Genomic DNA, 23,175 nt, shown 5'->3' on the forward strand with positions numbered 1-23,175 from the left:
AAAAAGGCGTAGCGGTTTTCCGCATGGGTTTCCTAGACCGTATCTGCGCCATATGATTGAATCGAACCAATTCGCTCGGAGTGCAGAGAATGCGGCTTTTGATACTGGGTACCGGCTGGATGGCGCAGGAGCATGCCCGCCGCTTCGGCGGTATCGACGGCGTCGAGATCGTCGGTGCTGTCGACGTCGATGAAAAGCGCGTTGGCGAATTTGCCGACGGGTTCAAGATACCGAAGCGATTCACATCGCTGGAAGACGCGCTGGCGTGGGGCGAGTTCGATGCGGTCGCCAACGTCACGCCCGACCGCATTCACCACCCGACCACCATGGCGCTAATCGCGGCCGGCAAGCCGGTGCTGTGCGAAAAGCCGCTGGCCGAAGACTTCGGCAAGGCAAGCGAGATGGCCAAAGCGGCTGAGGCTGCCGGCATCGTCAACATGGTCAATCTCACCTATCGCAATGTCGCTGCCTTGCAGAAGGCGCGGCAGATGGTGCTGGCCGGCGAGATCGGCACCGTCCGCCACGTCGAGTCCTCCTATCTGCAGAGCTGGCTGGTGTCGAAATTCTGGGGCGACTGGCGCACCGACCCGAAATGGCTGTGGCGGCTGTCGCGTGACCACGGCTCCAACGGCGTGCTCGGCGATGTCGGCATCCACATCCTCGATTTCGCCAGCTATGGCGCCGCACTCGACATCGACCACGTGTTTTGCCGGCTGCGCACCTTCGACAAGGCGCCAGGCAACCGCATCGGCGAATACGACCTCGACGCCAATGACAGCTTAGCCATGACGCTGGATTTCTCCAACGGCGCCTTTGGCGTCGTTCACGCCAGCCGCTGGGCGACCGGCCACATCAACGAATTGCGCCTGCGCATCTATGGCGACAAGGGCGGCATCGAAGTCGTGCACAATCTCGAGGGTTCGGAACTGAAGGCGTGTGTCGGCGGGGGTATTGAGAACGCCAAATGGCAGGTGCTCGACGCCGGCACGGTGCCGACCAATTACCAGCGCTTCGTCGATGCGGTTCGCAGCGGCGTGCAGGCCGAGCCTTCATTCCACCATGCCGCCGAACTGCAGAAGGTGCTGGATCTGGCCATGGTTTCGGAACAGAAGCGGACGGAACTGAGGGCCAGCGCCGATACGCAGTGATGTGAAGGGGAGGAAGAAACTATGGTCACGCGCCGCGCGCAATGTCTCTGCGGCCAGCTTTCAGCCGTCTGTTCGGGCGAGCCGGTGCGCATCTCGGTCTGCCATTGCCTCGACTGCAAGCGCCGCACCGGCAGCGCCTTCAGCTACAATGTCCGGTTTGCGCAAGCTGATGTATCGATCGAGGGGCGGGCGAAGCAGTTCACGCGCACCGGCGACGAGGGCGGCCGCGTCATCTACAATTTCTGTCCGGAGTGCGGCGCCGCCGTCCACTATCGCATCGACACGCAACCCGGCGTGATCGCCATTCCCGTCGGCGCCTTCGCCGACCCGTCGTTCCCGCCGCCCTTTCAGTCTTTTTACCACGAAAGCCGGCGCTGTGAGTGGGTCGAGATCAATGCCGAGCCGCTGGCGACGTTCGACTGAAGACCGCTTTTTGGATACGCGAAACCGTCCGCACGCTCCGCGCCTTCAGAGGGCATCGCCCCTGATTGCCATTGCCGGGCCGTTAGCCATCGCGCTCGGCTGCCCCATGAATAGGCATAAGTCAAGACGAATCCGGCTTGCGGCCCGATTGCTGACATGCTTACCTGACGGCATGTGTTCAATGGGGGTATATGGATGGCTAAGGAATCTTCGAATTCCGCTTCTTCAGAAAAGAAGGCGGACGTAAATCTGATAGGTAACACAGAAGGAAACGGGCTGAACTTCATGGGAGTTCAGGCCCGCGAAAACGGAACCGCCGGCGACGCCGTCGGTGTCGACAAGATCCGTGACCTGCTCTTCGGCAACCAGATGCAGGACTATGACCGCCGTTTTTCCAAGCTTGAAGAACGGGTGTTGCAGCGCTTCAAGGATGTCGAGTCCGAGGCCAAGCGCAATCTCGAAATGTACGAGTCGAATGCAAAGAAGCAGATCGATTCGCTTGCAGGGCAATTGCGGAGCGAAAAAGATTCACGAGCCGATGCCGACAAGGAGATCGACCGGAATCTTCGCGAGCAAAACCAGGCTCTTGAAAAGCAGGTGCGCACGTTGTCGGATCAGTTGAGCGCGCTCGAGCGCGACGTTTCGGACCGGATAAATCGAAACGATCATTTGCTGCGTGAGGAAATCAAGCAGAAGAATGAAGGCGTTCAGATGCTGATCGAGAAGATGTTTGCCGACCTCAGCAACGTCAAGACCGACCGAAATCTTTTGGCTGGCCTGTTTGTCGAGGTTGCAAAATGTCTCAATCAGGATCCCGTCGGGAGCAAGAGCAACTCGGACCGCAGCTGGAAAGTGAGTTGATGGGACCTTGACGTCCACCGTCGACCCATTCAACCTTCCGCAAAGAACAGCCTCGAACGATACAGAGATTGATCGCGAGGCTCTGGCTCGTCTTTTGATCGAAATTGCCCGGAACGTTGATCCGGACTACCGTGCGCAGTTCGAGGCGGTTCCAACCGCCGATCCGCGCATGGAAACGCTGCGGCAGTTGCTGGTCAGCCGCGAAATCTCCGAGCTTTCACGCGTCACGCATCTGCTCGACGAACCCGAGCAGCTTGCGGCGGCCGTGGGCGACGTTCTTCCCAGTGCTGCCGGACGAGCGCCTTACGCGCAACTCGGCGAGGCGCTTGCGCCAGCTGTCGAACGGGCTGTGCAACGGTCGATCCAGAAGAGCCCGCGCACGCTGACGGACATATTGTACCCGGTGTTTCTGCCGGCAATTCGCAAGTCGATCGGCGAAAAGATCGACCAGACCTTTCAGTCGCTGAATGAAACTCTAAGGCACATATTCACCTGGCACGGGCTCAAGTGGAGACTTGAAGCCTGGAGAACAGGGGCAAGCTTCTCGGCAGTTGTTCTGAAGCATTCCCTTGTCTACCGTGTGGAACATGCCTTTCTCATTCATCGGAATTCCGGCCTTTTGATAGCGCATGTAACTGCCGACAATGCGACGAGCGAAGATCCTCAGCTCATTTCTTCGATGCTCAGTGCGATTCAGGATTTTGTAAAAGACTCATTTAACGAGAAAGAGCAGAGCGGCCTGGACACAATCCGTTTCGGCGAGCTTCGTCTCTGGTCGGAAGTTGGACCGTTTGCGACACTGGTTTCGGTGATCCGGGGAAATCCGCCGGAGGAATTGCATGAAATCGTTCGCGATGTGTTGCTTCGCATCCATGAGCAATCCTCAGAGGCTTTAGAGCAGTTCGACGGCGACGGTTCGCAGTTGGCCTCCGTAGAGGCGCAGTTGCAGACCTGCGTCGAGCTCAAGCAAGAGGAATCAAACGACGGATTTCCGTGGCTGGTGGCGGCCGTTGCCCTGTTGCTCTTGAGTCTGGCAGGCGTTTGGTACTTTCTTTCCTGGCAATCAGCGCAGCGCTGGCAGGCTTACGTGTCGCGCTGGCAGGCTTACGTGTCGCGAGTGGAGGCCCAGCCGGGCATCATCGTTGCCGAACAGCAGGTACGCGATGGCCAGTTCTATATTGCCGGCCTGAGGGACCCGCTTGCCGTCGACCCGCGGTCGCTGTTGTCAGGCACGGGAGTCGATCCGGCCGGGGTTCATTCGCAGTGGCAATTTTATCAGAGCCTTGAGCCGGAGTTCGTGCTGAAGCGGCTGACGGCGTCGCTGGCTCCGCCGGATTCAGTGCGACTTTCGATTGTCGATGGCCGCATCGTCGCCGAGGGTGAGGCTCCCGACACCTGGATTAGCCGGGCGCGCGCGGCGGCCCAGCAGCTTTCGGCAGGCGGGCCGGTCTTCGATATCTCGGGGGTTCGTGACGTAAGTCCCCAAGTGCGCGAGGCGGAGCGCTGGCACGCCTATGTGTCGCGACTGGAGACCCAGCCGGGCATCATCGTTGCAGACCAAAAGATAAGCGACGGCCAATTCTATATTGCCGGCCTGCGAGACCCGCTTGGCGCCGATCCGCAGTCGCTGTTGTCGGGAACAGAGGTCGATCCCGCCCGGGTTCATGCGCAGTGGCAGTTCTATCAGAGCCTTGAGCCGGAGTTCGTGCTGAAGCGGCTGACGGCGTCGCTGTATCCGCCGGATACAGTACGACTTTCGATCGTCGATGATCGCATCGTTGCCGAGGGTGAGGCTCCAGACACCTGGATCGATCGCGCGCGCGCGGCGGCCCGGCAGCTTTCGGCAGGCGGACCCGAATTCGACATCTCCAAGGTTCGTGACGTGAGCCCCGAAGCACGCGCGGCGGAGCACTGGCAGTATTATGTGTCGCGACTTGAGGCCCAATCGGGAATCATCGTCGCCCAACAAAGCGCGAGGGGCGGACATTTCTACATTTCCGGCTTGAGAGACCCGCTTGCCGCCGACCCGCAAGCCCTGCTCTCCGGAACGGACGTTGATCCTGCCCGCGTTCATGCACAGTGGCAATTCTATCAGAGCCTTGATCCGAAGTTTGTGGTGAAGCGGCTGACGGCGGCGCTGTCCCCGCCGAAAACCGTTCAGCTCTCGATCATCCAGGGTCGCATCGTGGCCGTGGGTGAGGCTCCTGCCGGCTGGATCAACCGCGCGCGGGCCGCCGCTGAACAACTTTCGGCGGACGGAGTGGTTCTGGATGTCTCGCAACTGCGTGAGCTGAACCTTGCAGAACTTAATCATTTGAGGCAGGCCATCCAGACGACCGATATTTTCTTCTCTTCCGGCAAGGTTGTGCCGGGACCGGAGCAGACGCCGGTTCTCGACAGGTTGGCGGATCAAATAAAGGAATTCGCCCAGAGTGCCCGCAATTCCGGCGTAACGGCGCGGTTCATGTTGACCGGGCATTCGGACACCACGGGCCGTGAGACGGCCAACGCGTCGATCAGCGCCGCCCGCGCCGAGACAGTTCGTGCGCTTCTCAACAAGCGCGGCGTCGCTCCCGAATTGCTGCTGGTTCGGGGCGCGGGCACTTTTGAGCCGGCTGTACCTGAAAACAGTCTAACCGGTAGCTCCACCAATCGCCGGGTTTCGATTACCGTAAACCTGGACTAGCGGAGCTCAACATGTTGCAAAAAAAGATCTGCATGCTGGGCGGTTTCGCTGTCGGAAAGACGAGTCTGGTCCGCAGGTTTGTGCAGAGCATCTTCTCAGAAACCTACTTGACCACCGTTGGAGTGAAAATCGACAAGAAGAGCGTCGCGCTCCCGGACAAAACCGTGGATCTGATTTTGTGGGATTTGGCCGGCGAAGACGATATCGGCTCATTCCGCGTTAGCTATGTTCGAGGTGCAACCGGGCTCGTGCTAGTCGTCGATGGAACCCGCGCTGCTACTCTTGCCGTGGCACTCACGCTGCGCGAACGGGTCGAGGCCGAATTCGGCGCCATGCCGTTCGTATTGCTGTTCAACAAGTCCGATCTGGCCGATCGGTGGGCGATATCGGATCGTGAGATCAACGAGTTGAGGCAACGTGGATGGCAAATCTATCTAACAAGTGCGCTCTCGGGCGAGCAGGTAGATGACGCCTTTCGTCAACTTGCCTTGATGGTCACCAAATAGACCATGCATGAATTGCCAAAAGAAGTCAGAAATTGGTTTTTCAATTTCTTCTTCGACGGGCACGCTGTCGCTTATCTGAAAATCGACCCTGAGCTTTGCATAGCTGCCAAGGGCGGTAATGTTGAACATTACGGGCTGTCATCACTTCGCATCGGCAAGCCTGTTGCCGAGCAGCTTGAATTCATGGAGGGTTTGCTGCCTTGCCCGGAGCTTCCGTTTCGCATGGACATGGTTGAACTGCCCGGCGGGCGTGTCGCCGACCTCCATTTTTTTGCTGACAATGCGTTCGTGTGGCTGCTTTTTCTGGACGCCACTGCCGAACGAGACAACAGGCAGCGGCTTCAACAGAAGGCCTATGAAATGACGCTCCTGCAAGAGAGGGAGCGTCAACTCAACGAAAAATTGCAATCGACGAACGAGGCGTTGAGGAAGAGCCAGGAGGGATTGGCGCGTGAATATCAGCGCGCCGAAAACCTGCTCCTCAACATTCTCCCGGCCTCGATCGCGGAGCGATTGAAAGCGCAAAAGAAAATTGCCGACAACCACGCAGAGGTGAGTGTGCTTTTTGCCGACATCGTCGGTTTTACGGAACGAGCGCGCAGCGTCGGAGCGGTGACGACGCTCGCTATATTAAACTACTTCTTCAAGGCGGCGGATCGGCTCTCTGAGCGATACGGCTGCGAAAAGATCAAAACAATTGGCGATTGTGTGATGGTGGTCGCCGGCCTGCCCACGGCGCGATCCGATCATGCAAAGGCCCTCACGCGCTATGCGATTGAGCTGCGCAAAGCGGTCAAGCGGGAACGCTTCGCAGGAGAGCCGATAAGGCTGAGAATTGGAATTCACTCAGGACCGATCGTCGCCGGTGTCATAGGCAAGAGGCGGTTCGCCTATGACCTGTGGGGTGAGACCGTTAATCTCGCCTCACGTATTCAAACGTCCGCGGAGCCCGATGAAATCCGTATTTCCGATGCAACTTACCAACTGCTTGGACCGAAATTTGCTTGCGACCCACTCGATGAAACGGAATTGCGCGGTGCGGGTCGCGTGCGAATGTGGCGGCTCCCGAGCTGATCCGTCGCCTGCGGTGCGACCGTGGAGCGCCGATAGCGGCGCCCGAAAGCCATTGGCGTGACCTGATCTTGCGATCGCAAAGCACCCTTTGCGCTTGCCCGGAAGGCCTCTATTCTGGAGCACAGTGGCCGCTGGTGGGATAGAATGTCGGTACTGCCTTTTCTGAGAATCTACGCACCGCTAAATGCGGTGCTCGCTGCGCCTGGGCTTCTGGCGGTGGCTGCGCTCACGATGCCGAACATGTCCGGAAGAAGCAGACTGGCTCTGGCTGCTGTGCTCGCTGTCATTTGGGCCGCCTATCTTCTGCAGATGGCCGAGACCCTGCTCAAGCGCTGGGCGGGAGACCTCAGGGACAGGACGCCGGCAATCGCGATCGATGTGCTCGCGGTTTTGGTTCCAGTCGCCGCATTTCTGCTCGACGGCACGCCCGACCGGAGCCTCTACTGTGCTGTCTGGCTGCTGAAGCCGCTGCGCGACTCGACCTTCTTCCCGCTGCTTGGCAGGGTTCTGGCCAACGAAGCGCGCAACCTGGTCGGCGTCACCACGGTCTTCGGCCTGGTTCTGTTCGGTGTCGCACTCGCGGCCTATGTCATCGAGCGCGACGTCCAACCGGAAAAGTTCGGCAGCATCCCCGAGACAATGTGGTGGGCGGTGGTCACGCTTTCCACTACCGGCTATGGCGACGACATTCCGCAAAGCTTCGCCGGCCGCGTCCTTGCCGGGGCTGTCATGATGTGTGGCATCGGCATCTTCGGGCTCTGGGCCGGCATTCTTGCCTCCGGCTTTTATCAAGAAGTCCGTCGCGAGGATTTCGTCCGCAATTGGCAATTGATTGCCGGCGTTCCGTTGTTTCAGAAGCTTGGCCCGGCCACGCTGGTCGAGATCGTGCGCGCGTTAAGACCCCGCACGGTGCCGGCGGGCGCCGTGATCTGCCGCAGCGGCGAGACCGGCGATCGGATGTTCTTCGTCGTGGAGGGCCGCGTCAGCGTCGCGACGCCCAACCCGGTGGAGCTTGGCCCTGGCGCCTTCTTCGGCGAGATGGCGCTGATCAGCGGCGAACCGCGTATGGCGACCGTCACTGCCGCAACTTCTGTCTCACTCCTGTCGCTGCACGCGGCGGATTTCCAGATGCTGTGCAGCAGCAGCCCGGAAATCGCGGAAATCATCCGCAGGACCGCGCTCGAGCGGCGCGGCGCGGCGCCGGTGGCTTGACCGTACAGCCGATGGTGGCCCGGCTGGAACTGGATGGTACGGCTCTATCGACCACGCGCGAAGGTTCTGGACGGCACGTGGAAGGTCCCAGAGGCGTAGCCGGAGACCTAAACGTAGCCGATCCACTCTACCGGCGGCTCGTTGTTTGGCGCTGTGCGTCGACAGTTCCTGCCCCGCGGCCTTTCGGACGATCGGCTTTGGCTAAACTCTAATGCCTTAGAATCTTGCTTAGAAAAGCCCGGCTGCGGTCGGTCTTCGGGTCGGAGAAAAACGCTTCCGGCGTGCCGCTTTCGACGATGGCGCCGGCGTCCATGAACACCACGCGCTGCGCCACCTTGCGGGCAAAGCCCATTTCGTGCGTTACCACCATCATGGTCATGCCTTCCTCGGCCACCGCGACCATGACGTCGAGCACTTCGGAAATCATCTCGGGATCGAGCGCCGAGGTCGGTTCGTCAAACAGCATGATCTTGGGGCGCATGCCGAGGCAGCGCGCGATGGCCACACGCTGCTGCTGGCCGCCGGACAGCTGTGACGGGTAGGCGTTGACCTTGTCGGCGAGGCCGACCTTGGCCAGCAAGTCGCGCCCGGCCTGCTCGGCCTCGGCGCGGGGGATCTTGCGCACATGGATCGGCGCCAGCGTGACGTTTTCCAGCGCCGTCTTGTGCGGGTAGAGGTTGAACGACTGGAAGACGAAGCCGATCTCGGTGCGCAGCTGCGTCATGTTGGTGGCGGGGTCGCCGAGGCGCTGGCCGTCGACGACGAGGTCGCCATCCTTGATCGCTTCCAGGCCGTTGATGCAGCGGATCAGCGTCGACTTGCCCGAACCACTTGGGCCGCAGACGACGACCACTTCGCGCGGCTCGACGCTGAGCGTGATGTCCTTCAGCACATTGAGCGAGCCGAACCATTTGTTGACGCCGCGAAAGTCGATCATGCCCGTTTTGGTCAGGTTTGTCTTGGTCGGGCTTGGATTGGTCATGGCGGTCAGCCCTTTGGGTTCGATGTCACAGCTGCACCTCGCCATGCGCCGCGCCCATGCGGCGCTCCAGCCGGCGGGCGAGCATGATCAGCGGATAGCAGACGACGAAATAGCCGACGCCGACCAGGAAGAAGACCAGCAGGCCGTTGGGCACACGCTGCACCACCAGCCAGCCGACGCGGGTGAGGTCGGTCAGCCCGATCGCCGAGACGACGGAAGAATCCTTGATCAACAGTACATATTGCCCGACCAGCGGCGGCAGCACGATGCGCATCGCCTGCGGCAGCACCACCTGGCGCATGCGTTGCCAGCGCGACAGGCCAGACGCCAGAGCTGCCTCAACCTGGCCGGTCGGCACCGAGCGGATGCCGGCGGCGACGATCTCGCAGATGAAGCACGCGGCGAGGTTGGTGAGCGCGATGATGCCGGCGGTGAAGGCATCGAGCTCGATGCCGAATTCCGGCAGGATGAAGAAGATCAGAAAGATCTGCACCAGGAACGGCGTGCCGCGGATCAGGTCGACCCAGGCCCCGATCACGCTCGAGATCAGCCGGTTGCCGCCGGTGCGCAATATGCCGAGGCCGAAGCCAAGCAGCGTGCCCAGCACCAGGCTGATCGCCGACAGCATCACGGTCATGCCAAGGCCGCGCAAGGCGAGGGGGTAGCTGCCGGCCAGGCTTTGCAGCTGTTGCCAGATCATGTGCTGCTCCTTGCCGGCTGCAGACCGAGCCAGCGACTGGACAGCCCCGCCAGTCCTTTGAGGCCGTAATAGAGCAGCAGATAGAAGGCGGCGATGGTGATGAAACCTTCCGCCGGCATGAAGCGGTCGGACGCCAGCAACTGGCCGGCGCGCGTCAGTTCGGAAACCGAGATCAGCGACAAAAGCGCGGAATCCTTGACCAGCACGATCGCCTGGCCGAGCAGCGGCGGGATCGTCACCTTGAAGGCTTGCGGCAGGATGACCAGGCGCATGCGCTGGACATAGGTCATCCCCGAGGCGACGCCGGCCTCGACCTGGCCGCGCGGGATCGACAGGATGCCGGCGCGGATGATTTCCGCGACATAGGCGCCGCTGTTCAGCGACAGAGCGATGATGCCGACGACCAGCTCGGGCAGGACGAAGCCGAGACGCGGCAGGCCGAAATAGAGGAAGTAGAGCTGCGCCAGCAACGGCGTGGCGCGCACGGCATCGATATAGCCCTTGGCCAGCACGCGAAACAGCTGGCCGCGCTGCAGGTTCATGGCGGCGAGCACGATGCCGACGGCCAGCGCGCCCGCAAAGGACAGCGCCGACAGCCACACGGTCGTGATCAGACCCTGCCCGAACAAAGGCAGATATTCGATGATGGTGCGGAAGCTGAAATTTTCGAGCATGGCGGTGAATGGTGAATGGTGAATGGGCAGTAGTGAGTAGTGAGTAGTGAGTAGTGAGTAGCGTCCGGAATGGCCATTCACCATTCACCATTCACTACTTCTTACTCACTACTCCCTGCTTACCTCTGCTTAGTGATCCTTCTTCCAGGCGTCGGAATTGACCCAGTAGTCGAGGTTCTTCTGCAGGCGTCCGTCGATGCTGACCTGGTTGAGGAACAGGTTCATCCAGATCAACAGGTCCGGCTCGTCGTAGCGGGTGGCGAAGGCAAGCGGCTCCTTCGACAACAGGTCCGGCATGATGGTGAAGGTGCCGGCGGGATAGGCTGTCGACTGACCCTTGACCGCCGAGACGTCGTTGACGCCGCAATCGGCCTGGCCGTTGTTGACCGCGTCGAGCAGCAGCGGGCCGCCGCCCTTGTAGCTCTTGATGTCGGCATCCGGGAAGGCGTTCTTGGCTTCCTTTTCGCCGGTGGCGCCCAACAGCACGGCGATCTTGGTGCCCTTGGCCTTGCAGTCCTCGGTTGTCTTGAACTTGCTGTCGGCCTTGGTGAAGACGGTGCTGCCCGTATACATGTAAGGTGTGGTGAAGGCGACCTTCATGCCGCGCGCCAGCGTCGGCGTCATGTCGGCGACGAGCAGGTCGGCCTTGCCCGAAAGCAGCGCCGGGATCAGCCCGTCCCAGTCATAGTCGAGGAAGGTGATCTTGACGCCCATTTCCTTGGCCATCAGCTCGGCGAGTTCGACCGAACTGCCGGTGCGCTCGCCGGCCGCGCCGACCAGCGAGAAGGGAGGTCCTTGCGTCTGTACCGCGACGCGCAGTTCGCCGCGCTTGGTGATCTCGTCGAGCGTCCCGGCACTGGCCGCAGTGGCGAGCCCCGCAAGCGCAAGTCCGGCGATAAAAAGTCTGGCAATCTTCATTTTGGCATTCCTCCTGTTATCGTTGTTGTTCCACTTTGTTATTCCACCCTTTTGGGTGTTTTTTGAGCGGCGGCACCGTTTGCCGGCGGCAGCCACCGTTCGAAAATCGTCAGTCCCAGGCCACCGTTTCGGTCACCTTGATGCCACGCCTCGCCAGCTCGTCAAAGAAGGGATCGTCCGGCACATGCAGCAGCGGGTTGAGCAGGCCAGGTGTGGCGATCTCGCGCCGCGCCAGCATCTGCGCCACGATGCTGGCGGGATAGCCGACGCCGAGGCTCATGCCGAACAGGCCGGATGCCAGGTCGCGTTCGATGATCAGGTCCGATGTCACCGTTTTGGCGCGACCGCCCTCGAGACCGGAAAAGACATTGCGCATCACGCAAAGGTCCTTCTCGTCAGCGCCATACTGCAATTGCGGGCCGAGCAGCCGGCCGAGAAATTCGCGGGGGCTGGCGCCGGTGCCGGGCACCTTGTCTTCGGAGAGGAAGCCGAGTTCCTTCAGCGGCGCCCAGAACGCCGACCATCCCGGCCAGCGCAGTGTATAGCGGCCCGAGCGTTGCAATCCCTTGGCGGCCGCCAGCATCTCGACATAGTGCAGCGCGTCGCCATTGGGGAAAGCTTCCAGCCGGCCGAGGCCCGCGACCTCGATCTCGTGGATGAAGGCATTGTCGTGCTGCCGCCCGGCCGGCACTTCGACGCGCTTGCCATGCTCGATCATCACGCTGTCGCGGTTCTGGCTGACCAGAACCATGTCGAAATTCCAGCTCACCTTGTAGCAGAGCGGCTTCGCCATCGCCTTCGGTTCGGGGATGCCGCCGCAATAGGAATCGATCGAGGAGATCCTAGAGAACTGCTTTGCGGCGCGCGCGTAGAGCACGAGGTCGATGCCGGGATCGAGCCCGCATTCGGTCATGATCGAAACGCCGGCCTGTTCAGCCTCCGCCGCCAGATCGGCAATCGCCTTGCCGTAATTGGTGGTGACCAGCGGCGTGAGCGTTGCGATCGCGGCCTGCACCGCCTCGCGCATCAATGGCTGCGGCAACAGATCGATGGCGGCGTCGACATCCGCCAGCACGGTGGCAAGTGCCGGGCCGATGGGGCCCTCGGGCACGACGAAACGCACGCGGGAAAGGTCGGTCAGCCCGGCAAGCCGGGCAGGGCCGTCGGCCGACGTATCGACGCAGACGACTTCCTCGACGCCGGCGCTGGCGACGAGATCGGCGATGGCCGCCCGTCCCTGCAGGCCGAGGCCGCCGAGAACAGCTATTCTCATGCCGGCTCCTTGCGTGACGGTGTTTCTTCCGACCAGCAGCCTTCGGGAAGGCTGACCCATTTGTTGCATGAAGCCATGACGACGAAGGTTTCGCTGCGCACGACTTCCCCGGGAATGCCGGCGCCCGGAATCAGCTCGCTGGTGATGCGGTAGAGGTCGGCGACATCGCCGGCGACGGTCACGTCGACGATGATGTCGAAGCGCCCGGTAACCACCGAGGCCGAGTTGACGAAAGGCAGTTCGGCAATGCGCTGCGCCAGTTCCCGGGCGCGGCCACGTCCCTGAGCGTTGATGCCGACAATGGCCGAGATCAGCTCGGGGCGTTCGGTCAGATTGAGCAGCCCGACGATCTTCAAGAGGTTGCGGTCGAGCAGATTGCGCAACCTTGAGCGCACCGTCGGCACTGAGATCGCCATCGTCTCGGCGAGCCGGTTGATGCCGGGCTGGGCATCTTGCGACAACAGCTTTACCAGCCGTCGATCGGTTTGATCGAGATGCTCACGCAAAAGGCAAGGCTTTCATAAAGGGAAAGAAACGATGGGATTTTCTTTCGGATATGAAAAATACCTTATGGGAAATTTTTAACAGCAGCAAGAGCTATGTCATCCCTCTGTGCCAGTTCCCGTGTGCGTTCAGGCAAGACAGGATGCATGTCGTCCCAAAACCGCTGCACATTTTGGGGCAGTCGAGGATGTGCGCGACAGCACTAGGTGACGGAGTTCGAAGACGATCTTGCCGCGGCCGTGGTCGCTTGAACGCGACGGTAGGTCGTAGTGGTCGCGATGTCTGTTCTCCGTCGAGAGAACCATGACAAAACCGCTGATGACGAAAAACAGGTCGACGCCGCTGTTTAGAATGGGAATAGGCAAATCGAGCACGCCTAGTGCGACCGGAAGATGATAGATAACAACCATTAGGGCTGCTAGCCCCCGCAGGGTCTGTATCGATGTATATTGTTGAATCCGACGCGGCGCAGCGTGATCATTATCCGGAATGACGTTCATTAAAAAATGTCCCCAATGCCGGAGAATATTGACACAGATGAGATCGTTGATGCGACGATTAACTGCCGGTTTAATTAATACATAAAATTTGAATAGCTTTCACCGACTTTCGCGGCCCGGGCCTTGCGATCGCCATCGTCTCGGCGATGCCTTGGCGCGCTGCTTGTATGCGCTATCGCCCGGCCTGGAAGATCGCCACCGCTGCCGCCGTCAGCGCGGCATTGCCGGCCGCAACCGTGCCATCCGGCAGATGCTTCCCATCCTCCAGCCCGACGCGCGTCGACCAGTCGCGATCCGCGGCACGGCGCACGAACGGCCACACCGTCGCGTTCTCGCCATGCAGCAGGATGGCACGGCGAATGCCGGCGCGCTCCAGGACCTGTTCGATGCCGTCGGCGACCGCAAAAGCCTCGTCTAGCGTCTGCTCGGAAATCTCGATCAGGACGCGCAGCACGCGCCCGCCATGGTCGAGGCTGACGAGGCGCTCGGCGTCGGCGACCGAGGCCAGACCCGCCTCGATGCCGATGCCGCGCTGGCGCAGGCTCTCCATGACGATGGGTGCCGCCGCCTCGCTGAGATTGACAGAGGCATAGTCCGGCAATTCGCGCCAGCCGGCGATGGCGACCAGCGTGCTTGTATCGTCATTCTCGATCCAGGCGCCGGTAGAAACGCCGATCAGCGTGCCGGGGCAGGCGCGGCGCAGCGCTGCGATCGTCGGGTCCATCGCTTCCGGCGCAAGGCTCTCGCGGCGGTCCGCGCCGCGGGCATGGACGTGCAGCTCAGCTGCGCCGGTGGCAACAGAGGCCGCGCCATCGCGCGCCATGGCTTCGGCGTCGAGCGGCAGCGTGGGGTGAAAATCGGCGGCGCGCGCGCCGTTGATGCAGGTCTGGACGATCATGGCTCTCGCGATCCTGTTGCCGATGGGCGAGCCTAGCAAAGGGCAGGGTGGAGAGGAAACGGGCGCGGTAAAGACTGCTGACAGTGTGTTGCGCCAAACCTGGGCAATGCCGAGTTCCTTCGCACCCCCCTCTGGCCTGCCGGCCATCTCCCCCTCAAGGGGAGAGATCAGCTGCGCCTACGGCGTCGCAACGTTGGAGACTGGCGAAGGCAGAGGTGAGGTCCAATCTCCCCCCTTGAGGGGGAGATGCCCGGTAGGGCAGAGGGGGGTGTCTCGCGGAAACCTCAGGTGGTGTTCGGCGTCGCCGCGCCCATCATCGCTACGATCAGCACCGAAGCACCCCGGCCTCCCTTTCAATCGCTGTCCTCGCTCCAGATCAGCCGTAACAGCCGCAGCAGTGTTGCCCGATCTTTTTTCGTCAGCCGTTGCAGGAACCGGTCCTCGTGGTTGCGCACTTTGAGCCGCCATGCCGGCATGGCGGCTTTGGCTGCCTTGGTCAGAGCGAGCACCTGCATGCGCCTGTCCTGCGCATGGTCGTCGCGGTCGACCAGCCCGCGCTCCTCGAGTTCGGCCAGCAGCGGCGCCATGTTGGCGCTTTTCATGCCGAGCCGGCGGCAAAGCTCGGCGGCGCTGATGCCGGGCCGTTCGTCGATCAGCGCCAGCATCCCGTAGGTGACCGGGCGCAGTGAGGCATCGGCCATCTCGGCGGTGAAATCATTGAGCGCCAGGGTCGAAGCTCGCCGCAGATTGTAGCCGATCTGTGCGTCGAGACTGTCTTCAGGCGCCACCCTAGCCACCTTGCCGCTGCGGTCCGATGTCTCGTCCATGCTGCAACCGATCGCTGCGACCAAGGTTCTTGTCAAGCAAAAAAGACTATGCAACATAGCAATTCTAAAAGCTATGTCACATAGCGGTTGATGCGGGGGAAGAGCACAACTCTTCTCCCCGCCACACAGGAACGCAAGCCGGAGGAGAGTTGCCGTGACCGAAGAGACCGTTGCCTTCGACATCGAGGACGGCATCGCCTGGGTGCGCTTCAACCGGCCTGAAAAACGCAATTGCATGAACCCGGCGCTCAACCGGCGCATGATGGAGGTGCTCGACCAGCTGGAATACCGCGATGATGTCGGCGTGCTGGTGCTGTCGGGCGAGGGCAGTGCGTGGTCGGCTGGCATGGACCTCAAGGAGTATTTTCGCGAGACCGAGGCCAAGGGGCTGGGCGCCGTCCGCAAGGCGCAAGGCGAGGCCTATGGCTGGTGGCGGCGGCTGCGCTGGTATCGCAAGCCGACCATTGCCATGGTCAATGGCTGGTGCTTTGGCGGCGGCTACGGCCCGCTGTTTGCCTGCGACCTCGCTTTCGCCGCCGACGAGGCGCAATTCGCTCTGTCGGAGATCAACTGGGGTATCCTGCCCGGCGGCGGCGCCACCAAGGTGGTGGTCGATCTCCTGTCGATGCGCGACGCCATGTATCACGCGCTGACCGGCGAGCTGATCGACGGCAGGAAGGCGGCGGCCTGGAAGCTGGTCAATGAAAGCCTGCCGCTGGCGGAGCTGAAGCCACGAGTTACCGAGGTGGCGAACATCCTGCTGAAGAAAAACCCGGTGGCGCTGAAGGCGACCAAGGATGCTATCCGCCGCGTCGGCGAGATGACCTACGACAATGCCGAGGACTATCTGGTGCGCGCGCAGGAAGCGGCCAATTCCTACGACAATGACGGCCGCAAGGAAGGCATCCGCCAGTTCATCGACGAAAAGAGCTACAAGCCCGGGCTCGGCGCCTATGACAAGGCGAGGTGATCCCGGCGACCGACTGAGCCGAGAGTGAGGGCGCAATCCGGGGAGAAGATGCGAATGCCGGCCTGGACGACTTCAGACCCCGTGGCGCTGCACGCGGGCGCGCAGCCGCAGCGCGTCGCCTGCGTCGATCTCGCATCCGGGCGGCGCTGGACTTACCGTACGCTCGACGAGGCCATCCAGCGCGCCATGGCTGTGCTGGAAGACTACGGCATCGAGCCGGGACAACGCATCGCGACGCTCGGCCGCAACAGCGCCGATCTACTCATCGCGCAGCAGGCCGCCATGCGGCTCGGCGCCATCTTCGTGCCGGTCAACTGGCGCCTTTCCGCCGTCGAGCAGCAGACGGTCCTGGCCGATTGCGAGCCGGTGCTGCTGCTGCACGACGCGGCGCTGATTACGGCGCTGCCAAAAGGCTGTGTACCTGTGGAGGTCAGGGCCTTTGCCGCGGCGGTCGAAGCGCAAGCGCCCGCGCTACGACGCGCTTTGCCGGCGGGCGATGTACCGTCGATCATCCTCTACACCTCCGGCACATCGGGCCGGCCCAAGGGTGTCATCCTGACCGAGGCCAATGCGTTCGCCACCGCGGTCAATTTCGGCGTGCTGGGGCGGGTCGGCAATTCCAGCATCTTCCTCTGCGACGCGCCGATGTTCCATGTCATCGGCCTCATCACCAGCCTGCGTCCGCCCTTGCTGCAGGGCGGCACCGTGCTGATCTCGCCCGGCTTCGAGGCCGGTCTCACCAACCGCCGTCTGGCAGACCCGGACCTCGGCGTCACCCACTATTTCTGCGTCCCGCAAATGGCACGGATGCTGCGCGACGGCACCGCGTTCGCGCCGGCGAACTGGACCACGCTGACGGCCATCTTTACCGGTGGCGCGCCCAATCCCGTCGCCGACATCCTTTGGTGGCTAGAGCAGGGCGTGCGCATGGTCGACGGCTTCGGCATGACCGAAGCCGGCACCGTGCTCGGCATGCCGGTCGAGGCACACCAGATCGCCCGCAAGGCCGGCTCCGCCGGCCTGCCGGCGCCGTCTTTGTCGCTGCGCATCGTGGACGAAGATGGCCACGACGCCGCAGCCGGCGAGCCGGGTGAGATATGGCTGTCAGGCCCCAATGTCACGCCGGGCTACTGGAACCGGCCCGATGAGACGGCGCAGGCCTTTACACCGGATGGCTGGTTCCGCACCGGCGACATTGCGCGCCGCGACGAAGATGGTTTCGTCACCCTCGTCGACCGCCGCAAGGACATGTTCATTTCGGGCGGCGAGAACGTCTATCCAGCCGAGGTCGAGATGGCGCTGCTCGATCATCCCGACATTTCGGACGTCGCCGTCATCGGCATCGCCGACGGGCGCTGGGGCGAGGTCGGTCGCGCCTTCGTTGTACTGAAGGCTGGCTGCGTCCTCGATCCGGCCGCGCTCGCGGCGCACTGCGCGGACCGTATCGCCCGCTACAAGGTGCCGAAGGAATTTATGCTCGCCGAGGCGCTGCCGCGCACCGCGTCGGGCAAGATCCAGAAACACATTTTGCGCGGCTGAGCCCAGAGGCCACCGCCGTCCTTCACTGCGCCCGCGCCTTGGCGACGTCGGCCGGCGCGATGGCGGATTGCTTGCCGCCGAAATGCGCCAGCACATAGTTGCCGAGCGCCGCGATCTCGACATTCGAATAGGCATTGGCGAAAGCCGGCATCGCCTGCTTGCCGAGCGGCGTCGTGATATGCGCGCCCTTCAGGATGACCTGGATGAGGTTCGTGCCATCGGGGTCATTGACCGTGCGGCTGCCGCGCAGCGCCGCATAAGGGGTCTGCAGCCCTTCGCCGTTCCATCCGTGACAGCTGGCACAGGCGCCCTGGAACAGCTTCAGGCCGAGCCCGCCTTGCGCCACTGAATCGGCAGACGGAGCGTAGGCGATGGACGTCGTCAGTGTTGCCGGCGGCTCGACTTCGACGATCGCCTTGTCGCTGCTGACTTGCGGCGGCACGGTTTTTACGTAAGTGACGATCGCCTTGATGTCTTCCGGCGTCAAATGGCGCAGGCTGTAGTCGACGGCTTCGCCCATGTTGCCGGTGGCCGCACCACGCCCTTCCGCATGACCCTTGGAGAGATAGTTGGACAACTGCTCATCGTTCCAGCTGCCGATGCCGGTCGTCTTGTCCGAACTGATGTTGTAGGCCTTCCAGCCCTGCAATTCGGCGCCGGCGAATTTCTTGCTGTTATCGAGCCCATAGAGCAGGTTGCGTGGCGTGTGGCATTCGCCGCAATGCGCCATTGCTTCGGTGAGATAGGCGCCGCGGTTCCATTCCGCGCTCTGCTTTTCGTCTTGCGGCAACGGACCGTCGGGAACGAACAACAGGTTCCAGAACCGCAGGACATAACGCTGGTTGAACGGAAAACTCAGATCGTTCTTCGGCGCCTCGGCGTGCACCGGCGGCAGGCTGAACAGATAGGCCTTGATCGCCAGCGCATCTTCCGTGGCCATCCTGGCGTAGGCCGCATAGGAAAAGGCCGGATAGAGATTGCGGCCTTGCTTGTCGATGCCCTGATGCAAGGCACGCGCGAACTCCGCGTCGCTCCAGTCGCCGATGCCGGTTTCCTTGTCGGCGGTGATGTTTGGGGAATAGACGGTGCCGAACGGCAGTTTGAAGGCAAGGCCCCCGGCATAGGGCGTGCCGCCGCCGTTTGTATGGCAGGCGACGCAATCGGCGGCGCGCGTCAGATATTCGCCGCGATCGATCAGCGCCTGACCGGTCGGCAGTTTCGCCGCCGCCACGGAGACGTCCGGCAGCGACGCCGGTTTGAACAGGAAGATCGCAACGCCGGCGGCGATGACGACCACGACAGCGAGGAGGATGCGGATCAAGCTTCTCATGGCCTGGCCCTCACAGCGCTTCGGCTTCGGTTTCGATGCCGGGCTCAGAGCGCTCCTCGCTGTTCGCTAGCACCGCCAGCAAGGGCGCTGCCAACGGCGGCACCATCGACACGCTGGTCTTGTCGGCGCCGTCGCTCTTCAGCTGGTTGCGGTCTATGGGCAGGCTGCGCAGGCGTTTTCCCGTCGCGGCAAAGATCGCGTTGGCAAGGGCGGGACCGGCCGAAACCGTTGCCGTCTCGCCGATGCCGCCAGGCGATTCCAGGCTCTTGACGTGATAGACCTCGATCTTCGGCGCCTCATTGTTGCGCAGGATGCGGTAGTCGTGAAAATTGCTCTGGTCGACGCGGCCATTGCTGAAAGTGATGCCGCTGTAGAGCGCCGCCGACAGGCCGAAGATCAACCCGCCTTCGATCTGGGCTTCGACCGTGTTTGGGTTGATGGCGATGCCGCAATCGACGGCCACCACCGCGCGCTGCAGCGTAATCTCGCCGGCCGCTGACACCGAGATTTCCAGCACCGCGGCCATGAAGCTGCCGAAGGCATCGTGCAGGGAAATGCCGCGGCCGCTGCCGGCCGGAAGCGGCGAGCCCCAGCCCGACTTTTCGGCCGCCAGCTCGAGCACGCCTGCGGCCCGCGGCTGGTTCTTCGTCAGCGCCCGGCGATACTCTACCGGATCCCTGCCCACCACATTGGCGAGTTCGTCCATGAAACTTTCGACCACGAAGACATTGTGCGTCGGTCCGACGCCGCGCCACCAGGTGATCGGCACCGGCGGGTCCTCGCGCACCCAGTCGACCTGGATGACCGGCAGATCATAGGGCGGTTTGGCGGCGCCCTCGACGGCATCGTCGTCAAGCTTGTCCTGAGGCCAGCCGCCGGGGATGTAATTACCCAACACCGAACCGCCGGCGACATGGTCGATCCACACGGTCGGCAAGCCGTCGGCGCCGAGACCGGCTGATATCCGGTCGTAGTAGGTCGGCCGGTAGAGATCGTGCTGGATGTCTTCTTCACGCGTCCAGATAACTTTGACCGGGTAGCTCACCTGTTTGGCGATCGCCACCGCCTGGCCGACATATTCAGCGACAAGCCGGCGGCCGAAGCCGCCGCCGATCAGGTGATTGTGCACGATGATCTTGTCGAGCGGAAAGCCCGTGACCTGTGCCGCCCAGCCTTGCGCCTGGGTGGGCACCTGGGTGCCGAGCCAGATCTCGCATTCATCGGCGCGCACATGCACGACGCAGTTGACCGGCTCCATCGGCGCATGGGCCAGGAACGGCAGCTCATAGCTCGCCTCGACCGTCTTGACGGCGGCTTTCAGCGCGCCGGCGACGTCGCCTTCCTGGCGCGCCATGATCGGTGTCTTGTTTTTGGACGCAGCCTTCAGCGTGTTCATCATATCGGCGCTTGAAAGCCTGGCGTTGGCGCCTTCGTCCCAGGTGATGGTGAGGGCCTCGAGGCCTTTCTTGGCCGCCCAGAAATGATCGCCGATCACGGCGACCGCATTGTCCAGCCTGACGATATCGCGCACGCCTGGAACGGCGCGTGCCGCCGTCTCGTCCACATCGCCGAGCTTGCCGCCGATCACCGGACAGGCGGCGACCGTCGCCACCTTCATGCCGGGCACGCGCACATCGATGCCGTAGACCACTGCGCCATTGACCTTGCCCGCCGTGTCGACCCGGCGCAGCGACTTGCCGATTAGCTNCATCGATGCCGTAGACCACTGCGCCATTGACCTTGCCCGCCGTGTCGACCCGGCGCAGCGACTTGCCGATTAGCTGGAAATCCTTGGGGTCCTTGAGCTTGACGTCGCTCGGCACCGGTTGCTTGCCGGCCGCGTCGGCGAGCGCGCCATAGGCCAGCTGCCGGCCTGTCGGCAGATGCGTGACCACGCCAAGCTTGGCGCTGCATTCCGAAATCGGAACCGCCCATTGCGCGGCTGCTGCCGCAACCAGCATCGTGCGGGCAACGGCGCCTGCCTTGCGCAGCGATTCCCAGGTTGCCCGCATCGAGGTCGAGCCGCCCGTTGCCTGGCCGCCAAGCGCAGCGGTGGCGTACAGCTTGTCGTTGGGCGGCGCGTCGACGACCTTCACCTGGTCCAGGCCGACTTCCAGTTCCTCGGCAATCAACGTCGCTTCGCCGGTGTGCGTGCCTTGGCCCATTTCGATGTTGGGCAGGATGAAAGTGATCTTGCCGTCGCTGTCGACGCGGATAAAAGCATCGGGTGAAAAGGCGGCGGTGACGTCGCCCTCGACGGGTTCGGCGGCGGCAAAACCGGGCCTGGTGCCGGCGCCCAGCATGGTGAAGCCGAGCAGAAGGCCGCTGCCCTGCAGGAAGGCACGGCGCGAGGTGAATTTTTGGGTGGGGGAGGAGGACGGCTTGCTCATGGCTGGCTATCTCCCTCAGGCCTTCGCGGCCTGTTTTATGGCCGCTCTTATTCGCGTGTAGGTGCCGCACCTGCAGATATTGCCGGACATGGCGGCATCGATATTGCTGTCGCTCGGGTCGGGGTTGCGCTCCAGCAGCGCCGAGGCCGACATGATCTGGCCGGACTGGCAATAGCCGCACTGGATCACTTCAAGGTCGAGCCATGCCTGTTGCACTTTTTTGCCCGCCGACGTCGCACCGATCGCCTCGACGGTGGTGACATGGCGCGACCCAACCGACGCGACCGGCAACACGCAGGATCGCACCGGTTGCCCGTCAAGCTGCACCGTGCAGGCGCCGCACTGGGCGATGCCGCAACCGAACTTCGTGCCGGTCAGGCCGATGACATCGCGCAGCACCCACAGCAATGGCATATCGTCCGGCACGTCGACACTGCGATCCTCGCCATTTACATTGAGCGCAATCATGGGCCTCTCCTCGGTTATCCGCATCCCCGTGGACAATGCAGTAGGCACCTGTTTGCCGGTCGTGTCTAATCACATGCATGTTGTTCGGCACCGCAACGCGTGTGCAAATCGCACTCGTGTGCGCGCCACAGTGCCCCTGATCTTTGCCGGGCTGCCGGCTGAAAGGTTTTTGCGATGGCTGAGTTGAAGGTCAGGACCCGCGTCACCGGCGCGACGGCGACGCTGCAGCCCGGCGGCTTGCCTTCCATCACCACTCCGACCGGCGGTGCAGTCGATGTCGTCACCGGCGTCAGCGCGCCGGGCTTCAATCCGCTCGACCTGCTCTACGCCTCGCTCGCCGCCTGCATGGTGCTGAGCGCGCGCATCGCCGCCTCACGCCTCGGCGTCGCCGCCGAGCTTGGCGAAGTACGCGCCGAGGTCAGCGGCGAGAAGGCGAAGGACGAACCGTCGCGCGTCGAAAGGCTCAACATCAGGCTCGACATCTCAGGCGATCTCGACGCTGCGACCAAGCAGCGGATCGTCGAGGACGCCGAAGCGATCTGCACGGTGTCCAACACGCTGCGCGCCGCGCCGCAATTGCATACGACGCTTGGGTGAGGGTGTCGCAGAATGCCTCGCTACCACCAACCAAGGACCGTCCCATGGCCATGATCCCGCCGATCGACTACGCCTCGGCATCGCAAGACATCCGCGCCGAGCACGACAGGGAACTTGGCCTGCGCGGGCGCATGACCAACATGAAGCGCATCCTGCTGCATTCACCGGCAGCCCACCGCATCTATGCCGAATGGTTCACCCTGCGCGATCTCTTGAAGCCCACGCTCGACGACCGCGCCATCTGGCTGTTGTCGCTGGCGGTCTCCGAGAGATGCCGCGCCGAGATTCCGGTTACCTTCTTCCGCCGCGCGCTGATCGACAGCGGTCTTGATCCCGAGGCGATCGAGCCCAGCGCCGACGAGACACTGCTGATCGAATTTGGCAAGGCAGTCGCTGCCGATACCAACGCCGTTCCCGACGATGTCTGGGCGGCAATCAAGGCTCGCTACGACGACACACTGCTGGTCAACCTCGTCGCCTTCGCCGGCATCATGGTGGCGACCTGCGTGTTCACCAACGCGGTGCGCGTTGATCTCGACCCGGAGCTGGAGGGGTATCGCAAGCGGTGACGCTGCCAATCTCCCCCCTCGTGGGCATAGGCGCTAAGATAGGTATTGCCCTGCGGAATCGGGTGTGATTCTACACTGCGATGACACACGAATCGCTTGTTGATGACGGAGGGCGACCCAGAGCCA

General features: G+C 62.5%; 23 protein-coding genes and 1 pseudogene. 11 read left to right on the forward strand and 13 right to left on the reverse strand.

The features are described from left to right. Positions 1 to 89 precede the first annotated feature (89 nt). From X756_RS138085 to X756_RS138055, 7 genes are all read left to right on the forward strand, one after another. Positions 90 to 1,148 carry a Gfo/Idh/MocA family oxidoreductase gene (locus X756_RS138085; protein ID WP_023731631.1) on the forward strand — a complete coding sequence of 353 codons (1,059 nt, stop codon included), beginning with the start codon at positions 90 to 92 and terminating at the stop codon, positions 1,146 to 1,148. Between the two features lie 21 nt (positions 1,149 to 1,169). Further along, complete coding sequence (locus X756_RS138080; protein WP_023670313.1) at positions 1,170 to 1,571, forward strand: GFA family protein; 402 nt, start codon at positions 1,170 to 1,172, stop codon at positions 1,569 to 1,571. 195 nt (positions 1,572 to 1,766) lie between these two features. Continuing rightward, on the forward strand, positions 1,767 to 2,432 hold the full coding sequence (locus X756_RS138075) for a hypothetical protein (protein ID WP_023670314.1): 666 nt from the start codon (positions 1,767 to 1,769) through the stop codon (positions 2,430 to 2,432). Between the two features lie 7 nt (positions 2,433 to 2,439). Beyond that, positions 2,440 to 5,118, forward strand: a complete 2,679-nt coding sequence (locus X756_RS138070) for an OmpA family protein (protein ID WP_027048849.1) — start codon at positions 2,440 to 2,442, stop codon at positions 5,116 to 5,118. A gap of 11 nt (positions 5,119 to 5,129) precedes the next feature. Beyond that, positions 5,130 to 5,624 carry a Rab family GTPase gene (locus X756_RS138065; RefSeq protein WP_023689040.1) on the forward strand — a complete coding sequence of 165 codons (495 nt, stop codon included), beginning with the start codon at positions 5,130 to 5,132 and terminating at the stop codon, positions 5,622 to 5,624. Between the two features lie 3 nt (positions 5,625 to 5,627). Beyond that, positions 5,628 to 6,698 carry an adenylate/guanylate cyclase domain-containing protein gene (locus tag X756_RS138060; protein ID WP_023731632.1) on the forward strand — a complete coding sequence of 357 codons (1,071 nt, stop codon included), beginning with the start codon at positions 5,628 to 5,630 and terminating at the stop codon, positions 6,696 to 6,698. Between the two features lie 144 nt (positions 6,699 to 6,842). Further along, positions 6,843 to 7,910 (forward strand): cyclic nucleotide-gated potassium channel, encoded by a 1,068-nt coding sequence (locus tag X756_RS138055; RefSeq protein WP_023684786.1) that lies wholly within the window; start codon positions 6,843 to 6,845, stop codon positions 7,908 to 7,910. A gap of 208 nt (positions 7,911 to 8,118) precedes the next feature. On the opposite strand, the gene X756_RS138050 is transcribed toward X756_RS138055, so the two are convergent. The 9 genes from X756_RS138050 to X756_RS138015 form a co-directional block, all read right to left on the reverse strand. Then, positions 8,119 to 8,847 carry an amino acid ABC transporter ATP-binding protein gene (locus tag X756_RS138050; RefSeq protein WP_023670319.1) on the reverse strand — a complete coding sequence of 243 codons (729 nt, stop codon included), beginning with the start codon at positions 8,845 to 8,847 and terminating at the stop codon, positions 8,119 to 8,121. Between the two features lie 70 nt (positions 8,848 to 8,917). Continuing rightward, a complete protein-coding gene (locus tag X756_RS138045) occupies positions 8,918 to 9,592 on the reverse strand; it encodes an amino acid ABC transporter permease (protein ID WP_023684787.1) in 675 nt (224 codons plus the stop codon). Further along, complete coding sequence (locus X756_RS138040) at positions 9,589 to 10,266, reverse strand: amino acid ABC transporter permease (protein WP_023693902.1); 678 nt, start codon at positions 10,264 to 10,266, stop codon at positions 9,589 to 9,591. The genes X756_RS138045 and X756_RS138040 overlap by 4 nt, the downstream gene beginning before the upstream one ends. Before the next feature lie 129 nt (positions 10,267 to 10,395). After that, positions 10,396 to 11,184, reverse strand: coding sequence for an ABC transporter substrate-binding protein (locus X756_RS138035; protein ID WP_023670322.1), 789 nt, complete (start codon positions 11,182 to 11,184; stop codon positions 10,396 to 10,398). 109 nt (positions 11,185 to 11,293) lie between these two features. Further along, positions 11,294 to 12,457: a saccharopine dehydrogenase family protein gene (locus X756_RS138030; RefSeq protein ID WP_023727809.1), complete on the reverse strand. Its 1,164-nt coding sequence runs from the start codon at positions 12,455 to 12,457 to the stop codon at positions 11,294 to 11,296. Further along, positions 12,454 to 12,963: an Lrp/AsnC family transcriptional regulator gene (locus tag X756_RS138025; RefSeq protein ID WP_023670324.1), complete on the reverse strand. Its 510-nt coding sequence runs from the start codon at positions 12,961 to 12,963 to the stop codon at positions 12,454 to 12,456. The genes X756_RS138030 and X756_RS138025 overlap by 4 nt, the downstream gene beginning before the upstream one ends. 126 nt (positions 12,964 to 13,089) lie before the next feature. Beyond that, positions 13,090 to 13,461, reverse strand: a complete 372-nt coding sequence (locus X756_RS1000000169075; RefSeq protein WP_156941429.1) for an acyltransferase family protein — start codon at positions 13,459 to 13,461, stop codon at positions 13,090 to 13,092. A gap of 172 nt (positions 13,462 to 13,633) precedes the next feature. Further along, positions 13,634 to 14,359, reverse strand: a complete 726-nt coding sequence (locus X756_RS138020; protein ID WP_023731633.1) for a 3-keto-5-aminohexanoate cleavage protein — start codon at positions 14,357 to 14,359, stop codon at positions 13,634 to 13,636. 353 nt (positions 14,360 to 14,712) lie between these two features. Continuing rightward, positions 14,713 to 15,186 (reverse strand): MarR family transcriptional regulator, encoded by a 474-nt coding sequence (locus X756_RS138015; protein ID WP_031239587.1) that lies wholly within the window; start codon positions 15,184 to 15,186, stop codon positions 14,713 to 14,715. A 154-nt stretch (positions 15,187 to 15,340) separates the two neighbouring features. Here X756_RS138015 and X756_RS138010 point away from each other — a divergent pair, with 154 nt between their 5' ends. After that, complete coding sequence (locus X756_RS138010; protein WP_023701859.1) at positions 15,341 to 16,156, forward strand: p-hydroxycinnamoyl CoA hydratase/lyase; 816 nt, start codon at positions 15,341 to 15,343, stop codon at positions 16,154 to 16,156. Positions 16,157 to 16,210: 54 nt separating this feature from the next. Further along, positions 16,211 to 17,695: an AMP-binding protein gene (locus tag X756_RS138005; protein WP_023731635.1), complete on the forward strand. Its 1,485-nt coding sequence runs from the start codon at positions 16,211 to 16,213 to the stop codon at positions 17,693 to 17,695. Between the two features lie 22 nt (positions 17,696 to 17,717). On the opposite strand, the gene X756_RS138000 is transcribed toward X756_RS138005, so the two are convergent. The 4 genes and pseudogenes from X756_RS138000 to X756_RS0135730 form a co-directional block, all read right to left on the reverse strand. Further along, positions 17,718 to 19,025, reverse strand: a complete 1,308-nt coding sequence (locus X756_RS138000) for a cytochrome c (protein ID WP_023731636.1) — start codon at positions 19,023 to 19,025, stop codon at positions 17,718 to 17,720. 10 nt (positions 19,026 to 19,035) lie between these two features. Further along, on the reverse strand, positions 19,036 to 20,760 hold the full coding sequence (locus tag X756_RS01000000166185; RefSeq protein ID WP_348529836.1) for a molybdopterin cofactor-binding domain-containing protein: 1,725 nt from the start codon (positions 20,758 to 20,760) through the stop codon (positions 19,036 to 19,038). A gap of 124 nt (positions 20,761 to 20,884) precedes the next feature. Further along, positions 20,885 to 21,415 (reverse strand): annotated as a pseudogene (locus tag X756_RS1000000170650) (molybdopterin cofactor-binding domain-containing protein); the annotation flags it as partial. A 15-nt stretch (positions 21,416 to 21,430) separates the two neighbouring features. Then, positions 21,431 to 21,883: a (2Fe-2S)-binding protein gene (locus X756_RS0135730; RefSeq protein ID WP_031239588.1), complete on the reverse strand. Its 453-nt coding sequence runs from the start codon at positions 21,881 to 21,883 to the stop codon at positions 21,431 to 21,433. A 174-nt stretch (positions 21,884 to 22,057) separates the two neighbouring features. Here X756_RS0135730 and X756_RS137995 point away from each other — a divergent pair, with 174 nt between their 5' ends. After that, a complete protein-coding gene (locus X756_RS137995) occupies positions 22,058 to 22,480 on the forward strand; it encodes an OsmC family protein (RefSeq protein ID WP_023731637.1) in 423 nt (140 codons plus the stop codon). Positions 22,481 to 22,524: 44 nt separating this feature from the next. Continuing rightward, positions 22,525 to 23,049, forward strand: a complete 525-nt coding sequence (locus X756_RS137990; protein ID WP_023731638.1) for a hypothetical protein — start codon at positions 22,525 to 22,527, stop codon at positions 23,047 to 23,049. Positions 23,050 to 23,175 lie beyond the last annotated feature (126 nt).

This window comes from Mesorhizobium sp. LNJC405B00 (assembly GCF_000502615.1).
Taxonomy (GTDB): Bacteria; Pseudomonadota; Alphaproteobacteria; order Rhizobiales; family Rhizobiaceae; genus Mesorhizobium.